Raw genomic sequence first — 18,773 nt, 5'->3', positions numbered from 1 at the left:
TCACTTATCAAGAACGGATTTCAGGACGCGGCGCAGTTCGGCCTCCGGATCGGAGACTACTGAATCTGCACGCCAGGCAACGTGGTGATCGGGTCGCACCAGAATGGCGCCGGAATCCCGGACTTCGCGCGCGCTGGCCCAATCGCCAACTAGATCCTGCCATTGCTGGCGCGGTCCGATCATGTGCGTGGCGATCCGGATATTGAGCTCCTTTGCGAGCGCCTTGGCGGCCGCGACCCAGCTGTCTCCGCCGATGCCGGTCAGAATGGTGAAGACGCCGTGACCGGTTAGATCAAGGGTCGAGGCTTTGTCGCCGCTATGATTGAACAGCCAAGCGTGCGGCAGGCGCGCGCCGGGCCACGTCGTCGGCTGATAATGAAGTTCCTGATCTTTTGTGAAGGCCGGCTCTGGCTGGCCGTCGGTGATGATCGCATGCGACTTGTAGCGCTGGTTCATCTCGACGCCATGGGCATCGAACTCGTAGACTTTGTAGGCAATCGCTTCCCGGATCGCTTTGCGCTGCTTTTCCGCCTCTGGCGTGTCCTTGCAGCGGGAATCCATATTCTCCTGCATCTTGACGGGATCGACAGAGTCCAACAATCCGAGCGCCTTGAATATCGGGCCGAATTCTTCGATCGACTTGTTGGCCCGGGTCACGATCTGCTTGGCAATCGGCGCACGCTCGGCATTGTAGGTATCCAGCAGACCCAATCCGGCCTGCCCCTTCAGCACCATGGACAGCTTCCATGCGAGATTGAAGGCATCCTGGATCGATGTGTTGGAGCCCAGTCCGTTCGACGGAGGATGGCGATGCGTTGCGTCGCCCATGCAGAAGACGCGTCCGTTCGACATCGTCGTCGCATACATGTTGTTGACGGTCCAGGTCGAGACCGACTTGATCTTCGGCTGAAGCTCCTGATCGCCGACGAGTTCGCGAACGACCTTGATGGCGAAATCCTCGGTCACTTCTGGCGCCGGCTGGTTGATGTCGTAGCCCCAGACGATCAGCCATTCGTTCCACGGCCGCACCATGCGCACCAGACCCATCCCGATGCCGCCGACATCGGCGCCCGGCTGCAGCACCCAGTAGAGCACCGAGGGGCGGTGCGCGACATGGCGCGACAGATCAGCCTCGAACAGGATATTCATCGAGCCGCCGACGCCCATCCGGCCGTCGAAGGAGAGCTTTGCGTGCTCGGCGACCTTCGAGTTGCTGCCGTCGGCGCCAATCAGGAACTTGGACCGGACGGTAAGTTGCTTGCCGGTCAGCCGATCCAGACATGTTGTCGTGACGCCCTCGGCGTCCTGTTCATGGCTGATATACTCCGTCGACATGCGCGGCTGTGTCCCGCGCGAGCAGGCTGTCTTGAAAAGCAGCGGCTCCATGAAGGTCTGCGGCAGGTCGTTCATCAAGCTCGGTGAGGAGAGCTGATGTTCGGCGCGAGACAGCGGATGCTTGCCCCAGCTCTTCATGCGGCCGATTTCCTCGCCTGTCAGCGAGGTACAGAAGACATTCTCGCCCATCAGATCCTGCTCGGCAGCGAACATGTAAGCTTCGTCCTCGACATCGCGGCCAAGATCGCGCAGCACCTCCATCGTGCGCTGATTGGTGATGTGGGCGCGCGGGGTGTTGGCTAGCCATCGGTAGCGGTTGATCACCAGGTTCTCGACGCCGTAAGTGGATAGCAACGCTGCAGTTGCCGAGCCCGCCGGGCCGGTTCCGATGATGAGTACATCCGTTGTGATATCAGCCATTTGGCTCTCCTATTTTTTTGTGTTCGATGGGTCCGCCCTTGAGGATTCGGCGAACCGGAAAAAGCTGGATGCCAGCGCGGTCGGAAAACAGGCCCCAGAGCCCGCGCGGCGCAAAAAGCATTGTGACAATGGCGACCAGACCCAGGATCAAAAGATACCAGGAGCCATAGCCGGCAAGCAGGTTCTGCAGAAGGAAGAAGACGATGACGCCGACGATCGGTCCCTCGACCGTGCCGATGCCGCCGATAACGACGATGAAGATCACATAGGCCGTCCAGTCGAGCACTGAGAAGGCTGCATCCGGCGAGATGCGTTGCTTCTGGACATAGATCAGAGCGCCACAGCAGCCTGTCAGAAATGCCGCCGTCAGATAAACCAGGGTCTTCATGCGCCGCGCATCGACGCCGACGGCGCGTGCAGCCTGCTCATTGTCCCGGACGGCCGCAAGACCAAGCCCGTGCCGTGACCGCAGCAACCCGTAGATGGCCCCGATCGTGGCCAGGGCGAGCAGCAGCGCAAGCCAATAGGTCAGCGCATCGCCTGCCTCCGCCGATTTCATCCGGAAGAGCGATTTCAAAGATTCGACGCCGATCATCTCGCGCGTCGCGTCCCGCGGCAACGATGTGCCGGTGCCCCCGCCGAGCGCCTTCCATTGAGCAAAGAGTAGGCGCCCGACTTCGGCGATGACCCATGTGCCGATGGCGAAATAGGGACCGTAGAGGCGGAAGGTGAAGAAGGCGGTAGGCACTGCGACGATCGCCGCGAAGAAGCCGGCGATGATGACTGCCGCAATCGGGTCCAGCCCGAGCAGGCTGACAAGGGCAAACATCGCGTATGCCCCACAACCGACGAAGAGCTGCTGGCCGACCGAAATCAGGCCGGCATATCCGGCAAGCAGGTTCCAGCATTGCGCCAGCACCAGCATGGTGAGGATGAAGAACAGGTCCTGGACAGCGCCGCGCGATACCAGAAGCGGAGCCAGGAACGCGAGGATCACCACGATCGCAGCCACGACGGCGAAGGCCGCGGATGCGCCCGTGCGGGTCTCGACTTTGAGGGTTGGTGCGAGCAACTGTTCCATGGAGTTCAATCCACTGCGCGCGGGAAAAGGCCGCGCGGCTTGAACAGGAGGACGAGAAGGAATGCGAGATGTCCGGCTAGGATCTGCCATTCCGGATTGATGGCCGCACCGACCGTCTGCGCGACACCGAGGATGATTCCGCCGACCAGCGTTCCCCAGAGCGAACCCAACCCGCCGATGATGACGGCCTCGAAGGCGTAAATCAGCCGGGCCGGTCCGGAGGTGGGATCGAAATTGGCACGCGTTCCGAGATAGAGAGCCGCAATAGTCACCACCACCATGGCAAGCCCCGTCGCCATGGCGAAAATGCGTTGCGGCCGGATGCCCATCAGGCCGGCCGTGGTGACATCGTCCGACGTGGCCCGAAAAGCCCGACCGATCGACGTGCGATAGATCAACTGGTTCAGCGCGACGATGACGAGGATTGCCGAGGCAAAGGCGAGCATCGGCATGACACCTGCATTGATCGGCCCCAGCGGAACGGAGGCTGTCTCGAGCGCCCCTGCCGAGATTCGCCGGCTGTCAGCCGTAAAGCCTTCCAGCAACCCGTTCTGGATGACAATCGAAAGACCGAAAGTGACGAGCAGCGGCGGCAGGATATCCTTTCCGAGCGTGCGGTTGAGTAGATAGTATTGAAGAATCCAACCGGTGGCGAACATGAGGGGAGCCGCAACAAGCGCGGCCACGAAAGGATGAAGCCCCAACAGGGACACAAGCGACAGGATCAGAAAGGCCGCGAAGACGATCAAGTCGCCATGGGCTAGATTGACCAGCCGCATGATGCCGAAGACCAGGCTGAGCCCCGCCGCAAAGAGTGCGTACAGACCGCCGAGTAAGATGCCTTGCGTTATCGTATCAAGCCAGTTCATGGCCATCTGCTCCGAAGTAAGCCTTGTGAATGGCATCGCGGTCGAGGTCGCACGGCTTTCCAGAGAGCGTGATGCGGCCCTCCATCATGCAATAGACCCCGTTGGAGACCTTGAGCGCCTGAGCGATGTCCTGTTCGACGATGATGATCGCAGCTCCCGTTGCCCGGATCCGCGGGAAGGCGGCGTAGATGTCGCGCACCACCACCGGCGCCAGCCCGAGGCTGATCTCATCGCAAAGGAGCACGTCCGGGTTCGACATCAATGCCCTGCCAATCGCCACCATCTGCTGCTGACCGCCGGACAGGGCCGTGGCAGGATTGCGCCGACGCTCCTTAAGGATCGGAAACAGCGCATAGATGCTCTCCAGCGTCCAGGGGCCTTTGGTCTTGCGGCCATAGGCACCAATCAGCAGGTTCTCCTCCACGGTCAATGATGGAAACAGCCGCCGGCCTTCGGGCACCATCGCGATTCCTCGAGCCAGGACATCCGGGGCGTGCAGCGCGCCGACCGCCTCCCCCCGATAGCGGATGGAATCCGGTTCGTTCTTGAGGACGCCCGATAGCGACCGCATCAGCGTGGTCTTGCCGGCCCCGTTCGCGCCGATGATCGCCAGCGTCTCGCCCGCTTCGAGGCTGATATCGACGCCGAACAGCGCCTGGAAATCGCCGTAGGAGGCCGTCAGATCATGGGTTTCGAGAAGTGCCATCACACATCGATCCCCAGGTAGATCTCGCGGACTTCTTTCGAGTTCATGATCTCGTCGGGTTTTCCGATGCCGATCACCCGACCGAAATGCAGGACGAGCAGACGCCCGACCACTGCATTGAGCGCATGCAGGACGTGCTCGATCCAGATCACCGCAATGCCTTTGTTGTGCAGGCCTCGGATCGTCGCGACCAGCGCCCGGCACTCGCCTTCCGTCAGCCCACCGGCTATCTCGTCGAGGAGAAGGAGTTTCGGATCGGTTGCCATCGCACGGGCCAGCTCCAACCGCTTGCGCTGCAGCAGCGTCAGACTGCCGGCCGTTGCATTGGCCTTGTCGATAAGGCCTGTATCGATCAGGATTTCCGCACAGCGATCGGCGAGCTCCCCTTCCCGCTTCCGCGCGCCGAACGATCCGGCCACCAGCAGGTTCTCGAATACAGTCAGTTGGTCAAAGGGCTGCGGAATCTGGAACGTGCGGCCCATTCCGGCAAAGCACCGCGCCATCGGCGGGGTTCTGGTCACATCGGATCCTCTGAAACGGATCGCCCCGCCGTCTGCTGCAATGTTGCCGGTGATCAGATTGAACAGCGTCGACTTGCCGGCGCCGTTCGGGCCGATGATTCCGAGCGCCTCTCCGTCTTCAACGGCGAAGGAAATCTGTTCGGCGACGGTCAACGCGCCGAACTTCTTCGAAACGCCTTCCAGCTCCAGTATTGGCATCCAAATCCTCCCAGCAGGAAGCCGCCTCAACGACTTCCTCCTTGATCTACGAACGCTGACGCGCTCAGGCGATCGGCTCCATTTTTCCGCCAGTCGGAATGTTGGGAGCCGTGGCATTTTCGACGATGACGAGATCATAGCCCTTGCCGCCCTGCTTCAGCCGCCACTGACCTCCGACAAGGGGCGTCTTGGCCACATTCTTCTGGGCGAAGGGCGGCAGTTTCTCGTTGCCCCAAGCGATCGGGCCAACGAGCGTGTCGAGCTTTGTTTCGCCGATGACCTTGGCGACATCCTCGCCGTCGCTGGGATCGTCGGCACGTTTCATGACATCGACCGCAAGCTCGAAGAGGGCGTGCGCAAATCCGATTGGCTGCGTCCAGGGCCTGCCCGTTGCTTTGGTGAAAGCATCGGCAACCTGAGCGGCAGTTTCACCCGTCAGCGACGACTTGAAGGGGTGGCTTGGCGTCCACCAGACCTCGGTCGAAAGATTGTGGCCGGCATCGCCGAGCGATTCCACCGTTTGAGGGAAGAGCAGCGCCTTGCCGACCGACGCAACCTTCGGCTTGAAACCCTGCTGCTTCGCCTGGTTCCAGAAGGTCGTCAGATCCGGTGGGATGACGACGCCGGTGACGATCTCGGCGTTCGCCTGCTTGAAGGCGTTGATCTGCGCCGAGAAATCATCTGAAAGGTTCTGGAAGCGGCCGGGATCGGTCAGCGTATAGCCGAGCTTCTCAAGTACCGGCGGGAAGCCCACGACCTTGTCGCCCCATGCGTTGCCGTCTCCGTCGTTCGGGAACAGTCCGCCGACCTTCTTGTTGGTCTCGACCTGGCCCCACATGCCGGTAAAGACGGCGATAATGTCCTCGAGCCCCCAGAAGAAGTGGTAGGCGAAGTTGAACGGCTTCCAGGAACTAGGGTCGCCGGGATTTGCCTGCTGGCCGATGAACCAGGGCTGCCACGGCGCTACCGTGGAAATGCAGGGCATCTCTTCGGCTTCGCAGGTCGTCGACACCGGGTTGGTGGTTTCGGGCGTCGAGGAAACCAGGACCAGGTTCACCTCATCGGTAACGATCAGTTCCTTGGTCACCTCGGCGGCGCGATTGGGATTGGACTGGCTGTCCTTGACGACGACCTCATAGTCGAGGCCCATCTTCTTGGTCGTCGCCAGAAAGTTCTCGATCACGAACTTGTCCGCTTCGCCGAAGGCCGCGAGCGGTCCGGTTTGCGGACTGACGTAGCCGAGCTTGATTGAGCTTTTCTGTGCGAGCGCCGGCAATGCCAGCCCGGATGTCGCGGCAAGCACGCCGGTGGCCGCAGTCTGTTTCAGGAATTCGCGTCGTGTTGTCATTTCATTCTCCTCCCATTCCCCCTTGTATGATGATTAATTCTCCGGGCGTCGGCCCTCCCAGGCCCGCTGCAGCAACGCACGGATCGATGACCGGTCGATCGGCCGCGGATTCCAGTAGGGATTCTCAACGGCAATCCGGCCCGCCTTATCGAGATCGGCTTCGGTGAGGCCGAGATCGCGGAGCGCCAGCGGCGCGCCGATCGATTTCGCGAAATCCCAAAGCCCGCCGCCGACCGAGCCGCCGAAAATCTCCGCCACAGGCTGAAGGAGATCTGGCGCCGCCACGGCATTAAAGGCGGCAGTGTGCGGCAGCATGATCGCATGCGTCTCGGCATGCGGCGTATCGAAGGTACCGCCAAGCGTGTGGCAGATCTTGTGATGCAGCGCCATGCCGACCGTCTCAAGGACCGCGCCGCAGAGCCAGGCGCCGTAGAGCCCTTCGGCCCGCGCCTCGATATCGCTTGAGGCCGCCAAGATTTCCGGAAGTGCGGACCGGAAGGCGCGCAAGCCCTCGATGGCCATAAGGGTCGAGATCGGGTTGCGATCCTGCGCGTAGAGCGCTTCGACAGCATGAGCCATAGCATTCAGGCCCGAGGTCATCGACAGGCTGACCGGAAGACCGGTCGTCAGCGTGGCGTCATAGATCACCACCTCGGGCAAAATCTTCGGATCTTTCACCGTCGTCTTGCGGCCGCTCTCGGTTTGCCCAAGGATCGGCGTGACCTCCGACCCTGCGTAAGTCGTCGGAATGACGATCTGCGGCAGGTCCGTGCGATAAGCGATGGCCTTGCCGAGCCCCGTTGTCGAGCCGCCGCCAAGCGACACGACACAATCGGCTTGGTTTTCGGCAACCACTTTCATCGCCATCTCGGTGACATCGACAGGCGTGTGCATGACCGCACCGCTGAACACGCCGACGGCAAGCGAACCCAGCCGCTCCACCAGTGCCTCGGCATCCGCCTTCTGCTGGGGAGTCGAAAGCACCAGAGCACGCTTGCAGCCCAGCTTCTTGATCCATTCGCCGGCGGTGGCGCTCTTGCCTTCGCCGAAGACGATATGGGCAGGACTGCCGCTATAAACGAAATTGCGGTTCATGCCCCTGTCCTCTGTTTTGCCCGGACCATGACGAAGGTCAGGTCTACCCGCCATGAGCCTTGGCCCTGCCGCTCAAATGTGCGCACCAGTTCCGGCTTGACGCTGAAGATCGCATCCTCGGCGAGATGGGGGTCACTGCCGTCGTAAATATGCGTGGTGATTGTCTCGAAGCCCGGCGCCTTGATCATGAATTGAAGATGGGCGGGCCTGCTCAGGGGATAGCCTGCCTGCCTGAGAAGCTTTCCGACCGGGCCGTCATCGGGCACACCATAGCCGCTGGGCTTGATCGTCCAGTAATGAAACCGTCCATCGTCGTCCGTTTTAAAACGGCCGCGTAAATTGAATTCCGGCTGCAGGTCCGGCTGCTGGTTTTCGTAAAACCCCTGCGCGTTGGCCTGCCAGGTAATGATCTCGGCACCGGCAACGGGATCGCCATCCAGGTCCTGGACGCGTCCAATGACCTCCAGCTTTTCGCCGACGCCGTCAAGCGAGATGTTCCCGCCGGAAGCCACTTGCGGCACGTCGGCACGAAAGAAAGGGCCGCGGACGGTATTGGGCGTCGCCGTCTTAGGACGGCGCGAATTGATTTCCTCGACAAGCGCCGAAGCCCCGAGCAGGTCCGAAAGCAGCACCCATTCCTGCCTCCGCTCATCACTGGCGTGCCCAACATCGGTGAGGAATTCGATGACCTTGCGCCAGTCGGCCTGCGTAGGCCGCAACTCGCGGATGATCGCATGAAGATGCGCGACCGCCACCGCCAAGACTTGTGGCAGGATGTCGTCGTTCGATTGCAGAAGTCGCTGTGCGAAAATCTCAGACGAGGTAGTCTTGCTGAAATTCAGCGCCATCGGACCCGGCGTCATGCGTCTCCTCCCAAGGCATGGGTAATGGAGAAGAAGTTAGCGCAACATCGCGACGATGAGATGATTTTATTCTTGTTTAATATATCATATCGTTATGAAGATAGACGAACGCCACCTTATCCAACTCGCCGCGGTGGTTAAAACCGGCGGCGTCACCGAGGCAGCGGCGCTGCTAGGCCTCTCGCAGCCGGCCGTCTCGCGTACACTTTCCATGCTGGAAGCCAGGATCGGCGAGCCCCTCTTCATCAAGGGACGCCGTCCACTGCAGCCGACGCCGCTCGGACGGGCGCTCGCCGATCATGGACAGACGATGCTTTCGGCGTCACGCAAGGCATCGGATGTCATTGCGAGCTTTCGCGTCGGCAACAGTGGCGTCGTGCGGGTCGGCGGTACGCCCTTCTTCATGGATGCGCTGATCGCCGGCATGATCGCGGAGTTTCAAAATCTTCATCCGGACGTGCGCATCGACCAGTCCTATGGTTACTTCCCCGATCTGCGCGCAGCACTCAAGGCTGACCAAATCGACATCGCCATTTGCCCGATCGATATTCTGGACGAGGGATCGGGGCTGGAGTTCCAGCAGATCCTGCCCGGACGCAATGTCGTCGCCTGTCGCGTGACGCACCCATTGCTCCTGAAACGCCGGCTGCAGCCGGCGCATTTGCTCGAGTATCCTTGGGTAGCGCCACCACCAGGTAGTCCGCTTCTCGCGGACTTGCGCAGCATGCTGCTTTCTTTCGGCGCAACTGAAATCAAGATTCGTTATTCCGGCGGCTCACTCATGAGCGTCGTCAACTACATGAAGGCAGCGGATGCCCTGACCGTCCTGCCGCACAGCGTCGTCTTTGCACAGCGCAACGACAGATCCATCACCGCATTGCCTGTCTCCATCCCGCATCCCGAACGCGCACTCGGCCTATTGAAGCGCTCCGATGCTCCGCGGACACCCGCTCTCGATAACTTCGCACGCCATATTCGCATGGGCTTCGACAATCTGAAGCACCTTATCAAGCGGCATGAGCAGTCAGTCGTCTGGGGCGGTTAGCGTGTCAATGACGAGCCGACGCGGTTGAATGCGGGGAGATCGCTGCTCAATCGGTTGACTTCGAAAGCCTCGCTCTGCGTCGCTTCCATCATCGCCTAGACAGCGCCGAGGTCCTGATAGCTCGAATGAAGCGCCCAGTCGCCTTCGCTGAATCTGTCCTTGGCGAAGTTATGCTGGTGCCAATACGGATAAACATAGGCCGGCCTGCTGACCACGTTGAGCCTTTCGAGTTCCTCCGCAGAAAGCTTCAGATCGACCGCGGCGATATTGTCCTTGAACTGCTGTTCGGACAGCCCGCCCACCACGAGGGAAGAGACGCCTGGGCGCGTCAGCGTCCACGCAAGCGAAACCTGCGCAACGCTGACACCACGTGCCTTGGCGATATCGCCCAGCACATCGACGATTTGCCAGAGGCGCTCCTGGTCACGGATTGGCGGTTCCGTCCAGCCGGCCGCCTGGCGCGACTGTTCCGGAGCCCGGTCACGGTCGAAAGCCCCCGATAGCAGGCCTGCGGCGAGCGGGCTCCAGACCATGACACCCAATCCCTGATCGACCGATATCGGCAGCAGTTCGTATTCGGCTTCCCGCGCTTCCAAAGTGTAATGGATCTGCTGCGTCACGAAACGCGGAAGGTTCCTGGCATCCGCGACGGCCAGTGTTTTCATGATGTGCCAGCCGGAATAATTCGAGCATCCGATGTAACGGATCTTGCCTTGTCTCATCAGGATGTCGAGCGCCGAGAGCATTTCCTCCAGCGGCGTCAAACCGTCCCATTCGTGCATGAAGTAGATGTCGATATGATCCGTGCGGAGCCTCCTGAGGCTTCGCTCACATTCACGGATCAGATGATAGCGTGACACGCCTTCGTCATTTGGCCCGTCTCCGATACGCATGCGCGCCTTTGAAGAGATCAAGACCTGATCGTGCTTGCCTTCCAGCGCCTCTCCGAGAATCTCCTCCGAGCGCCCGAGCGAATACATATTGGCCGTGTCGAAGACATTGACGCCGCCGTCGATGCAGCAATCGATCAGCCGCCGCGCATCCTTGGCATCCTGGTTCGCAACCATCGCGAAAGGGCCGACGCCTCCGAAAGAAAATGTACCCATCGTAATGGCGGAAATCTTCAGGCCGGAACGGCCAAGGGTCCTGTATTCCATTGCGTAACTCCTGGATGAAAATGCTGAGTGAAATTTCCGGATCTGGTCTCAAAGCGCGGCGAGCAGGCCGGCGACATGGGCCATGCCCAGTTGCGGACTTGTCAAAACGGGAACATCCGGCGCCTCGTTGGCGGATGAAAGCGCCTGTGCCATCGAAGCCTGCGCCAGGACGACGAGTTCGACGGATACGGCAAGATCGCGATAGCCGTCGATGACAAGGCGATCGTGCCCTGCCCGATCACCCATCGCGAGCCGCTCAAATGCGCCTTCACACAGGCGGGACCTGATTTCGCAGTCTTTTCCTGCGGTCGCGGCCGTCTCTTCCAGGAGCGCCCTTGTCGGCTCCAGCGTCGTTGGCAACGTCGCAAGGACGCCGATCCGTTTTGCCTGACGGACAGCCTCGATCGCCATGCCTCGATCGATACGAAAGAGCGGAACTGACGATAGCGGTCGGATCAGGTCGACTGCACCGCCGAGCGAGGAACAGGTGACAACGATGGCATCCGCGCCGCCCTCCGTTGCCAGGAATATATACTGGCTGAGCCTTCGCATGGTCTTTACCGAAAGCGCGCCGTCCCGGATCGTGTTTTTCAGAAGGCTTTCATCGGCGATGTTGAAACTCGACCAGTCGGGCAGGACGGCTGCAGCAAGCGGGCGAAAAGTGGCTGCGAGATCGGGTACGGTATGGATGAAGGCAAGGGATGGCATTTAAAGCTCCTCCATTCGGATGCCAGCCAAAGACTTTGCGCCGGCTAGTTCGCCGACTGTTTTTTGCGCGTGCCCGACCTCTGGCTCCCCTGCCGGCGCTCCGCCTGCGGTTCAGAGCGGGAATCACTTGACCGGACAACGAGTTCGGCGCCGACAAGGACCTTGACCGGCGGCTGTGGATCGGCCGCATTGATCAGATCGTCAAGCACAGTTACTGCGAGATACCCGATCTTGCGCTTGGAGACCTCGATGGTGGTCAGCGGCGGCTCGATCGTCGCACTTTGAGGCAGGTTGTCGAAACCGATGATCGAAACCTCGTCGGGAACGCGAATACCGAACTCTTTCAATGCCTTGATAAAGCCGTAAGCAATGATGTCGTTCGTGCAAAAATAGCATTCAGCCAGGTCGATCCCGGTTTCCAGCAGCGCGCGCGTGTCGGTGTAGGCGCCCTCATGAGTCGACTCGATCGAGATGACGTCGCTTTCCCTGACCTTAAGTCCAAGCCGCGCCATGTTCTTGAAGAAGGCATCCCGGCGAAGCCGGAAATTGGTCGTGTCGACATGGCTGGCGACGAAGCCGATCCGGTTGAACCCGTTTGCCTGAAAACGCGACAAGACCTTGTAGACCGCGTCTTCGTTGTTCATGTCGACGAAATTGGCATCCACGATGTCGTAGAACGTATCGATGAAGACGGTGGGAAACCCCAGGCCCTGTATGAGGCGGATGTCGGCTTCGGAAAGTTCCGTCCCGAGTGCGATCACGCCGTTGATCGGCGCCCCGGCCAGGGATTCGGCCACGGTGCTGATAGGCTGCCCCTCGAAGCTGACGACCTCCAGCGTGTAGTTCCGCCGGGTCGCTTCCGCCGACATCCCGTCTATGTAATCCGAGATGAAGACGCTGTGATCGCGGTTTACCGTGTGACCGTGCTTGGAGATTTTCAAAAATCGAAGCGTGTCGGTCGGCTCGCTTCCGCCTTTGGCACTGCGCGGCACATAGTTGAGGCTGGCCACGGCTTCCAAGACGCGCGCGCGCGTAACTCCTGAGATATCGCCCTTGCCATTCAGCACCAGAGATACCGTGGCGGGAGAAACGCCCGCTACGGTCGCGATGTCGCGGATCGTCAGGGTCTTTTTCACGTTCATGCTGCTCTTAAAAAATACGAAAAATGCAATATCGGGCGGCTCTTGTTTAGTAAACAGATGTCGCTGCTTGCGCCCAGCGTTACGGTAAAATCGCGTGCCTTGCAATCCAAATCCGCCAAAAACCCCCTTGCTAAGCGGTTTTTCCTTTGCTAACTCTTTTAGTAAAGCATAGCTAAGTTTACTAAACATGGGAGGAGACCATGCGCAGAACTGGCGGACAGCTGGTCATGCTCGTTGCCATCAATTGCCTGTTGCTCGTTCTGGGCGCGGCAATATCCGATGGGTCGTTCCTTTCGCTTTTTAATCTGCAGTCGATGGCAAGCCAGGTGCCTGAAATCGGACTGCTTGCCATTGGTGTGATGTTGGCGATGTGCGCCGGCAATGGCGGCATCGATCTCTCGGGTATCGCGCTTGCCAATATGTCGGGCGTGCTGTCGGCCGTCATCGTCGGGTCATTCCTGTCAAGCAGCGAAAGCCAGCTGATGTTCAGCCTCGCCTTCATGCTCGTCGCACTCGCAGCCGGTTTTGCCGGCGGAGTGATCAATGGCCTGCTGATTTCGCGTTTGAACATCACGCCGATCCTGTGCACGCTCGGCACCCAGATGGCTTTCACCGGGCTCGCGGTCGTCATCTCCGGCGGAAAGGCCGTGACCGTCGGAAGTCCCGACCTTTTGTCGCGCATCGGCAACGACATGTTTGCCGGCGTGCCGATCAGCTTTCTCATCTTTGCAGGCGTTGCCGCCCTGATCGCCGCAGCCCTGAAATTCACGCCCTACGGCCTGTGGCTGATGCTGATGGGCACCAATCCCAAAGCCGCCGTTTATGCCGGCTTCCCCCGCAACGCGGTGCTTGTCGCGACCTATGCCATGAGCGGCACGCTATCCGGGCTGGCGGGCATCATCATTGCTGCGCGCAATGTCAACGTGAAGTTCGACTACGGCAGCTCATATCTGCTGATCGCGATCCTGATTGCGGTCATGGCGGGCGTGAAGCCGGAGGGCGGCTATGGCCGTGTGATCTGCGTCGTGCTCAGCGCCATTGCCCTGCAGCTGATGTCCAGCCTCCTGAACTTCGGCGGACTTTCCAACTTCGTGCGCGATTTCGCCTGGGGCCTGCTGCTTCTGGCATTTCTTGCCATCGGTCGCCATGACCTGGTCGGCTTCCTGTTCCGCGGCAATCGCCAGCGGGTTGGTTCGGGTGCCAATCCCTCGAGCACCAGAACGTAAAATCTGAGGGAGTTCTAGCGTGGAGGAAATCATGAACATGAAATCGAAGCGGCGCTTGGCCGGATCCGTGTTCGCAGCGGCTCTTCTGGCCGGATCTGCGGGCACTCTGGTGGCGCAGGAAAAGCCGGTTATCGCAACCGTCGTCAAGATCAGCGGCATTCCGTGGTTCGACCGCATGAACACCGGCGTCGACGCGTTCGCCAAAGCCAACCCGGATGTCGTCGCGAGCCAAAGCGGCCCGGCAACCGCCGATTCCGCCCAGCAGTTGCAGATCATCCAGGACCTGATCGCCAAAGGCGTGAACGCGCTTGCCGTCGTGCCGATGGACCCGGCCGTTCTGGAGGGAACCCTCAAGCGCGCGATGGATCGCGGTGTCGTGGTCGTCACCCATGAGGCCGACAACCAGATGAACACCAACGCTGACGTCGAGGCCTTCGACAATGCCGATTATGGCAAGGCGCTTAACGCGCGTCTCGCCGAGTGCATGGGCAAGAAGGGCAAATGGACCACCTTCGTCGGTTCGCTCGGCAGCCGCACCCATATGCAATGGGTCGGCGCGGGTGAGGAAAACGCCAAGCAATATCCGGACATGGAGCTTGTCGATCCGAACAATGAGTCCTTCGACGATGCGAACGGCACTTACGAGAAGGCCAAGGAGATCCTGCGCAAGCACCCCGACATCAAGGGCTTCCAGACTTCCGCCGGCAACGACGTTCTCGGCGTCGGCCGGGCAATCGACGAGGCCGGCCTGACGGGCAAGGTGTGCCTTGTCGGCACGGGCCTGCCCAATCCCTCCGCCGATCTCCTCGAATCCGGCGCGATCACGGCGATCGGCTTCTGGGACCCGCAGAAGGCCGGCATGGCGATGAATGCCGTCGCCAAGCTGCTGCTGGCCAAGAAGGAAGTGACGGACGGCATGGACCTCGGCGTCGAGGGCTACAGCAAGGTGACGGTGAAGAAGGGGCCTGGGGCAGGCCTGCTCGTCATCGGCAATGGCATGGTTCTGGCCGATAAGGCCACCTATAAAGACCACCTCTTCTAATGGCACTCCCAAGCCAGCCGGGGATCTCGTTCACGAGGTCCCCGGTCGTCATGCATTGCCGCATCAATTGCGGCAGGAATTTCTGACAGAGGATTTCCACGTGTCGGCAAACCCGAACAGCGAACCGCGCTCGAGCCGCTTCCTGGAGCTGCGCAACATCCAGAAATGGTTCGGCGGCGTGCATGCCCTCCGCGGCATCAACCTCACGCTGGAACTCGGCCAGGCCTATCATCTTCTCGGTGAGAACGGCTGCGGCAAGAGCACGGTCATCAAGATCATGTCCGGCGCAATCGAGCCCAGCAGTGGCGAGATCGTGCTCGACGGCCAGACCTTCTCCTCGCTGACGCCGATTCAGTCGTTGAGTGCGGGCATCGAGACCGTCTATCAGGACCTGTCCCTGCTCCCCAACTTGACAGTGGCGGAGAATGTAGCCCTCAACGAGCAGCTCGTCCGAGCAAACGGCAGGCTTGCCAGGCTCTTCGACCGGACACGCTTGCGGCAGACGGCAGAGAAGGCGCTTGCAACTGTCGGGCTGCCGACCGATCGCGCATTTCTGAATACCATCGTCGCCGAGCTGCCGTTGGCAGCGCGCCAGCTGGTTGCCATCTCACGCGCAATAGCGACCCAGGCCAAACTGGTCATTATGGATGAACCGACGACCTCCCTGACAAGGCGAGAGGTCGACAATCTGATCCGCGTGGTCGACCGGCTGCGCTCCGAGAACGTGGCGGTGCTTTTCGTCACGCACAAGCTCGACGAATGCTACCGTATCGGCGGCCATGCCGTCGTCTTTCGCGATGGGCAATGCGTCGCTCAAGGTCCGATCGAGACCTATACCAAGACCCAGCTTTCCGAACTGATGACCGGGCGGCTCATCGACGCCGAGCGCTACCGCGCCGGTAAGCCTGGTGCTTCCGAGCTCTTCAAGACAAACGCGCTCCGCTCCACAGGCTTTGAAGACATCGATTTTACCCTCCGCAAGGGCGAGATCCTGGGCATTACCGGACTTGCCGATTCCGGCCGAAATGAGCTGGCTCTGGCGATCACCGGTGTCGCACCGGCGACGTCCGGTTCGCTGACGCTCGAGGGCAAAAGGGTTTCCATTCGTCGCCCAAGTGACGCCATTGCCCACGGCATCGGCTACGTTCCGGAAGATCGGCTGGCGGAAGGACTGTTTCTCGACAAGTCAATTTTCGAGAACGAAATCGCTCTGATCGTCACCAAGCTCAGCAACGGGTTGGGTGTCGTCGACAAGAGCGAGGGCCGCTCCATCGCAGCGCGGCTTTCGGAGGAAATGCGGCTCAATACCGAGGATCTCGATCTGCCGGTCGGAGCGCTTTCCGGTGGCAACCAGCAGCGCGTTCTGATCGGCAGGTGGCTCACCATCGCCCCGAAGCTGCTCGTGCTGCATGGACCGACCGTTGGTGTCGACGTCGGATCGAAGGACACGATTTATCGTGCCATCCAGTCTCTGGCGGAGGCCGGCATGGGTCTTATCATCGTCAGCGACGACCTGCCCGAACTCCTGCAGAACTGCGACCGTATCCTGGTGATGAACAGCGGACGCATCGTGGCGGAGTTCGGCGGCGAAGAGGCAAAAGAAGATCAGCTCTACAAAGCCATGCTGACTTCCAAGACGGAGGATGCCCAATGACAGCGTCACAGGTCGAGGAGCTTAAGGAAGGTTCCGCCACCAGCCGTTCCTTCAGCCTTGGAGAGCTCATCCGTAAGCGTCCGGAATCGATTACCTTCTTTCTGCTGGTGGCAATCTGCGTCATCGTTGCCGTGATCAACCCCGACTTCCTGCAGCCATCGACCTTGGTCGATATCGGTCGTGCCAGCGTGGTCATGGGGCTGTTTGCGCTCGGTGTATTCATCATTCTGGCCGCCGGTGGCATCGATGTTTCGTTTACCGCCATCGCCGCTTCCACCATGTATTCCATGACCGTGCTGGTCCTGAACCATTTCCCGGGCATGCCGATCGTTGCGATCCTGTTGATCGCGACGGCGGGCGGAGCAGTGCTCGGCATCGTCAACGGCCTGCTCGTCCATCATCTCAACGTGCCGTCTTTGATCGTCACCATCGGCACGCAATATCTGTTCCGAGGCTTTCTCCTGTCCTTCATCGGCACGGTCTGGATCATGTCGCTGCCACCGCAGATGGGCGCCTTCGGCCGCATGCCGCTCTTTCAGTTAGAGGCGGCCAACGGGGCGCTGATCACGCTGCCGGTCTACTTTCTGATCCTGCCTGTGGCGGCCGTCATTACCTGGTGGATCTTGAACCGAACCCTGATGGGCCGCGCAATCTTTGCGATGGGCGGCAATGCCAATATCGCAAGCCGTCTGGGCTACAACCTCAAAACCGTTCACATCTTCCTGTTCGGTTATGCCGGCGCGCTAGCCGGGCTCGCAGGCATCATCCATGTCTGCGCCAACCGCCAGGCAAATCCTTTCGATCTGGTCGGCACCGAAATCAACGTCATCGCCGCCGTCGTGCTTGGCGGGGCGCGCATTACCGGTGGCACCGGCACAGTGCTAGGCACCGTCCTTGGCGTTCTACTGGTCGTGGTCATCAACAGTGTACTCGTCATGGTCGGCATCCCAAGTACCTGGCAGCGGCTGGTGGTCGGAAGCTTCATCCTTCTGGCCGCGGCGTTCTTCGTGACCCGCCAGCGCAAACGATAAAATCCCAATCAAAGAGGAATCCATGAAGAAGTTTCTGAACGATCCGGTCAATTTCGTCGATGAAATGCTCGAGGGTATCTACAAGGCTCATCCCGACGTCACCTACGTCGCGGATGACAAGCGCTGCCTCGTGACCGCCAAGCCGAAGGCCGGCAAGGTCGGCATCGCCACGGGCGGCGGCTCCGGCCATCTGCCGCTGTTCCTCGGTTATGTCGGCGACGGCATGCTGGACGGAGCAGCCGTTGGTGGCGTCTTTCAGTCGCCGAGTGCCGAGCAGATGCTGCAGGTTACCAAGTCCATCGACCAAGGCGCCGGCGTTCTATACATCTACGGCAACTACACCGGCGACATCATAAACTTCGACATGGCCGCCGAACTCGCCGATCTCGACGGCATCCAGGTCAAACAGGTGGTGGGCAACGATGACGTCGCCTCCTCCGTGGTCGGCGAGGAGCACAAGCGCCGCGGCGTCGCCGGCATTTTCTTCGTCTACAAGGCCGCCGGCGCCGCTGCCGCAAAAGGCCTTTCGCTGGAGGAAGTAACCCGCATCGCCGATAAGGTGAGACTGCGCACCCGCACGATGGGGGTCGCCCTTTCCAGCTGCGTCGTGCCGGAGATCGGACATGCGACGTTTTCGATCGGCGATGACGAGATGGAAATCGGAATGGGCATTCACGGCGAGCCCGGCATCAGCCGCAAGAAGCTCGCTACCGCCGACGACGTGATCGATGAGATGATGGAACGCATTTTCGCCGAGCAGGACTACCAGCGCGGCGACGAGGTCGCGGTTCTGGTGAATGGCCTCGGCGGCACGCCGATGGAAGAGCTCTACATTCTGTACCGGCGCGTCTCCCAGCTTCTTGAGGAGCGCGGCGTGAAGGCCAAGCATGTCTGGGTCGGCGAGTTCGCAACCTCGATGGAAATGGCCGGCGCATCGATCTCCGTCCTGCATCTCGACGCCGAGCTGGATCCATTGATCGGCGCACCGGCCAACACTCCGTTCTTTAAGCACCATTCAGCCTGAGGACATGATAATGGACGCGATCAAAGCATCCGATCTGATCACGCTTTTCGAAGCGTGGAAGACGCTCTTTGCCGAACAGCGCGACTTTCTGATTTCCCTGGACGGCAAGGTCGGCGACAGCGATCTCGGCATCACGATGAGCAAGTCCTTTGCCGCAGCGGCCGAGACCGTCGCAGCCGAAGGCGAAGCAGCGGGCATCGCCAAGCTTCTTCGCAGCGCCGGAGCCATCATGGCAAGGACTGCACCATCGACCATGGGCACGCTCACCGCCACGGGTTTTCTGCGCGCCGGCAAAGCGTTGGAAGGGG

The 18,773-nt window shown here is 60.5% G+C and carries 18 protein-coding genes; 7 read left to right on the top strand and 11 right to left on the bottom strand.

Annotation, left to right across the window (positions count from 1 at the left end; all coding sequences use genetic code 11):
• The 8 genes from ACPYOI_RS00865 to ACPYOI_RS00830 form a co-directional block, all read right to left on the bottom strand.
• On the bottom strand, positions 1-1,755 hold the full coding sequence (locus ACPYOI_RS00865; RefSeq protein WP_481417222.1) for an FAD-dependent oxidoreductase: 1,755 nt from the start codon (positions 1,753-1,755) through the stop codon (positions 1-3).
• Positions 1,748-2,836: a branched-chain amino acid ABC transporter permease gene (locus tag ACPYOI_RS00860; RefSeq protein ID WP_481417221.1), complete on the bottom strand. Its 1,089-nt coding sequence runs from the start codon at positions 2,834-2,836 to the stop codon at positions 1,748-1,750. Before ACPYOI_RS00860 ends, ACPYOI_RS00865 begins: the two co-directional genes overlap by 8 nt.
• A 5-nt stretch (positions 2,837-2,841) precedes the next feature.
• Positions 2,842-3,705: a branched-chain amino acid ABC transporter permease gene (locus tag ACPYOI_RS00855; RefSeq protein WP_481417220.1), complete on the bottom strand. Its 864-nt coding sequence runs from the start codon at positions 3,703-3,705 to the stop codon at positions 2,842-2,844.
• Complete coding sequence (locus tag ACPYOI_RS00850; RefSeq protein WP_481417219.1) at positions 3,692-4,411, bottom strand: ABC transporter ATP-binding protein; 720 nt, start codon at positions 4,409-4,411, stop codon at positions 3,692-3,694. The genes ACPYOI_RS00855 and ACPYOI_RS00850 overlap by 14 nt, the downstream gene beginning before the upstream one ends.
• Positions 4,411-5,130, bottom strand: a complete 720-nt coding sequence (locus ACPYOI_RS00845) for an ABC transporter ATP-binding protein (protein ID WP_481417218.1) — start codon at positions 5,128-5,130, stop codon at positions 4,411-4,413. The genes ACPYOI_RS00850 and ACPYOI_RS00845 overlap by 1 nt, the downstream gene beginning before the upstream one ends.
• A gap of 64 nt (positions 5,131-5,194) precedes the next feature.
• On the bottom strand, positions 5,195-6,478 hold the full coding sequence (locus ACPYOI_RS00840; protein ID WP_481417217.1) for an ABC transporter substrate-binding protein: 1,284 nt from the start codon (positions 6,476-6,478) through the stop codon (positions 5,195-5,197).
• A gap of 33 nt (positions 6,479-6,511) precedes the next feature.
• The gene (locus tag ACPYOI_RS00835) at positions 6,512-7,573 is read right to left on the bottom strand and encodes a maleylacetate reductase (RefSeq protein WP_481422412.1); all 1,062 of its coding nucleotides are present in this window, start codon (positions 7,571-7,573) and stop codon (positions 6,512-6,514) included.
• Positions 7,570-8,436, bottom strand: coding sequence for a dioxygenase family protein (locus ACPYOI_RS00830; RefSeq protein WP_481422411.1), 867 nt, complete (start codon positions 8,434-8,436; stop codon positions 7,570-7,572). Before ACPYOI_RS00830 ends, ACPYOI_RS00835 begins: the two co-directional genes overlap by 4 nt.
• Before the next feature lie 94 nt (positions 8,437-8,530).
• Between ACPYOI_RS00830 and ACPYOI_RS00825 the strand changes: the two genes are divergently transcribed.
• The gene (locus ACPYOI_RS00825; protein WP_481417621.1) at positions 8,531-9,481 is read left to right on the top strand and encodes a LysR family transcriptional regulator; all 951 of its coding nucleotides are present in this window, start codon (positions 8,531-8,533) and stop codon (positions 9,479-9,481) included.
• A 95-nt stretch (positions 9,482-9,576) separates the two neighbouring features.
• Here the strand turns inward: ACPYOI_RS00825 and ACPYOI_RS00820 are convergent, their stop codons facing one another.
• The 3 genes from ACPYOI_RS00820 to ACPYOI_RS00810 are packed head-to-tail and all read right to left on the bottom strand — an operon-like array spanning position 9,577 to position 12,677.
• A complete protein-coding gene (locus ACPYOI_RS00820; protein ID WP_481417620.1) occupies positions 9,577-10,638 on the bottom strand; it encodes an aldo/keto reductase in 1,062 nt (353 codons plus the stop codon).
• 48 nt (positions 10,639-10,686) lie between these two features.
• Positions 10,687-11,346 (bottom strand): aspartate/glutamate racemase family protein, encoded by a 660-nt coding sequence (locus ACPYOI_RS00815; protein WP_481417619.1) that lies wholly within the window; start codon positions 11,344-11,346, stop codon positions 10,687-10,689.
• Positions 11,347-11,390: 44 nt separating this feature from the next.
• Positions 11,391-12,677 carry a LacI family DNA-binding transcriptional regulator gene (locus tag ACPYOI_RS00810; RefSeq protein ID WP_481422410.1) on the bottom strand — a complete coding sequence of 429 codons (1,287 nt, stop codon included), beginning with the start codon at positions 12,675-12,677 and terminating at the stop codon, positions 11,391-11,393.
• Between the two features lie 11 nt (positions 12,678-12,688).
• Between ACPYOI_RS00810 and ACPYOI_RS00805 the strand changes: the two genes are divergently transcribed.
• The 6 genes from ACPYOI_RS00805 to ACPYOI_RS00780 all read left to right on the top strand — a co-directional run.
• Complete coding sequence (locus tag ACPYOI_RS00805) at positions 12,689-13,714, top strand: ABC transporter permease (RefSeq protein ID WP_481417617.1); 1,026 nt, start codon at positions 12,689-12,691, stop codon at positions 13,712-13,714.
• A gap of 37 nt (positions 13,715-13,751) precedes the next feature.
• Entirely contained in the window at positions 13,752-14,756 is a 1,005-nt protein-coding gene (locus ACPYOI_RS00800; protein WP_481417624.1) for a substrate-binding domain-containing protein, read from the top strand.
• Between the two features lie 100 nt (positions 14,757-14,856).
• A complete protein-coding gene (locus tag ACPYOI_RS00795) occupies positions 14,857-16,410 on the top strand; it encodes a sugar ABC transporter ATP-binding protein (protein WP_481417616.1) in 1,554 nt (517 codons plus the stop codon).
• A complete protein-coding gene (locus tag ACPYOI_RS00790; RefSeq protein ID WP_481422409.1) occupies positions 16,407-17,441 on the top strand; it encodes an ABC transporter permease in 1,035 nt (344 codons plus the stop codon). The genes ACPYOI_RS00795 and ACPYOI_RS00790 overlap by 4 nt, the downstream gene beginning before the upstream one ends.
• Before the next feature lie 22 nt (positions 17,442-17,463).
• On the top strand, positions 17,464-18,465 hold the full coding sequence (locus ACPYOI_RS00785) for a dihydroxyacetone kinase subunit DhaK (protein WP_481417614.1): 1,002 nt from the start codon (positions 17,464-17,466) through the stop codon (positions 18,463-18,465).
• A 10-nt stretch (positions 18,466-18,475) separates the two neighbouring features.
• Positions 18,476-18,773 (top strand): dihydroxyacetone kinase family protein (locus tag ACPYOI_RS00780; RefSeq protein ID WP_481422407.1); only part of this gene is annotated, 298 nt, incomplete at its 3' end.

Source organism: Rhizobium sp. SVR5-2C (assembly GCF_056755115.1).
This window is presented reverse-complemented; position numbering and strand designations above follow the sequence as displayed.

What these genes read in the sequence shown, in the direction of transcription:
- ACPYOI_RS00865 (WP_481417222.1), bottom strand. Translation starts at nt 1,755, where the DNA reads ATGGCTGATATCACAACGGATGTACTCATCATCGGAACCGGCCCGGCG.
- ACPYOI_RS00860 (WP_481417221.1), bottom strand. Translation starts at nt 2,836, where the DNA reads ATGGAACAGTTGCTCGCACCAACCCTCAAAGTCGAGACCCGCACGGGC.
- ACPYOI_RS00855 (WP_481417220.1), bottom strand. Translation starts at nt 3,705, where the DNA reads ATGAACTGGCTTGATACGATAACGCAAGGCATCTTACTCGGCGGTCTG.
- ACPYOI_RS00850 (WP_481417219.1), bottom strand. Translation starts at nt 4,411, where the DNA reads ATGGCACTTCTCGAAACCCATGATCTGACGGCCTCCTACGGCGATTTC.
- ACPYOI_RS00845 (WP_481417218.1), bottom strand. Translation starts at nt 5,130, where the DNA reads ATGCCAATACTGGAGCTGGAAGGCGTTTCGAAGAAGTTCGGCGCGTTG.
- ACPYOI_RS00840 (WP_481417217.1), bottom strand. Translation starts at nt 6,478, where the DNA reads ATGACAACACGACGCGAATTCCTGAAACAGACTGCGGCCACCGGCGTG.
- ACPYOI_RS00835 (WP_481422412.1), bottom strand. Translation starts at nt 7,573, where the DNA reads ATGAACCGCAATTTCGTTTATAGCGGCAGTCCTGCCCATATCGTCTTC.
- ACPYOI_RS00830 (WP_481422411.1), bottom strand. Translation starts at nt 8,436, where the DNA reads ATGACGCCGGGTCCGATGGCGCTGAATTTCAGCAAGACTACCTCGTCT.
- ACPYOI_RS00825 (WP_481417621.1), top strand. Translation starts at nt 8,531, where the DNA reads ATGAAGATAGACGAACGCCACCTTATCCAACTCGCCGCGGTGGTTAAA.
- ACPYOI_RS00820 (WP_481417620.1), bottom strand. Translation starts at nt 10,638, where the DNA reads ATGGAATACAGGACCCTTGGCCGTTCCGGCCTGAAGATTTCCGCCATT.
- ACPYOI_RS00815 (WP_481417619.1), bottom strand. Translation starts at nt 11,346, where the DNA reads ATGCCATCCCTTGCCTTCATCCATACCGTACCCGATCTCGCAGCCACT.
- ACPYOI_RS00810 (WP_481422410.1), bottom strand. Translation starts at nt 12,677, where the DNA reads ATGTTTAGTAAACTTAGCTATGCTTTACTAAAAGAGTTAGCAAAGGAA.
- ACPYOI_RS00805 (WP_481417617.1), top strand. Translation starts at nt 12,689, where the DNA reads ATGCGCAGAACTGGCGGACAGCTGGTCATGCTCGTTGCCATCAATTGC.
- ACPYOI_RS00800 (WP_481417624.1), top strand. Translation starts at nt 13,752, where the DNA reads ATGAAATCGAAGCGGCGCTTGGCCGGATCCGTGTTCGCAGCGGCTCTT.
- ACPYOI_RS00790 (WP_481422409.1), top strand. Translation starts at nt 16,407, where the DNA reads ATGACAGCGTCACAGGTCGAGGAGCTTAAGGAAGGTTCCGCCACCAGC.
- ACPYOI_RS00785 (WP_481417614.1), top strand. Translation starts at nt 17,464, where the DNA reads ATGAAGAAGTTTCTGAACGATCCGGTCAATTTCGTCGATGAAATGCTC.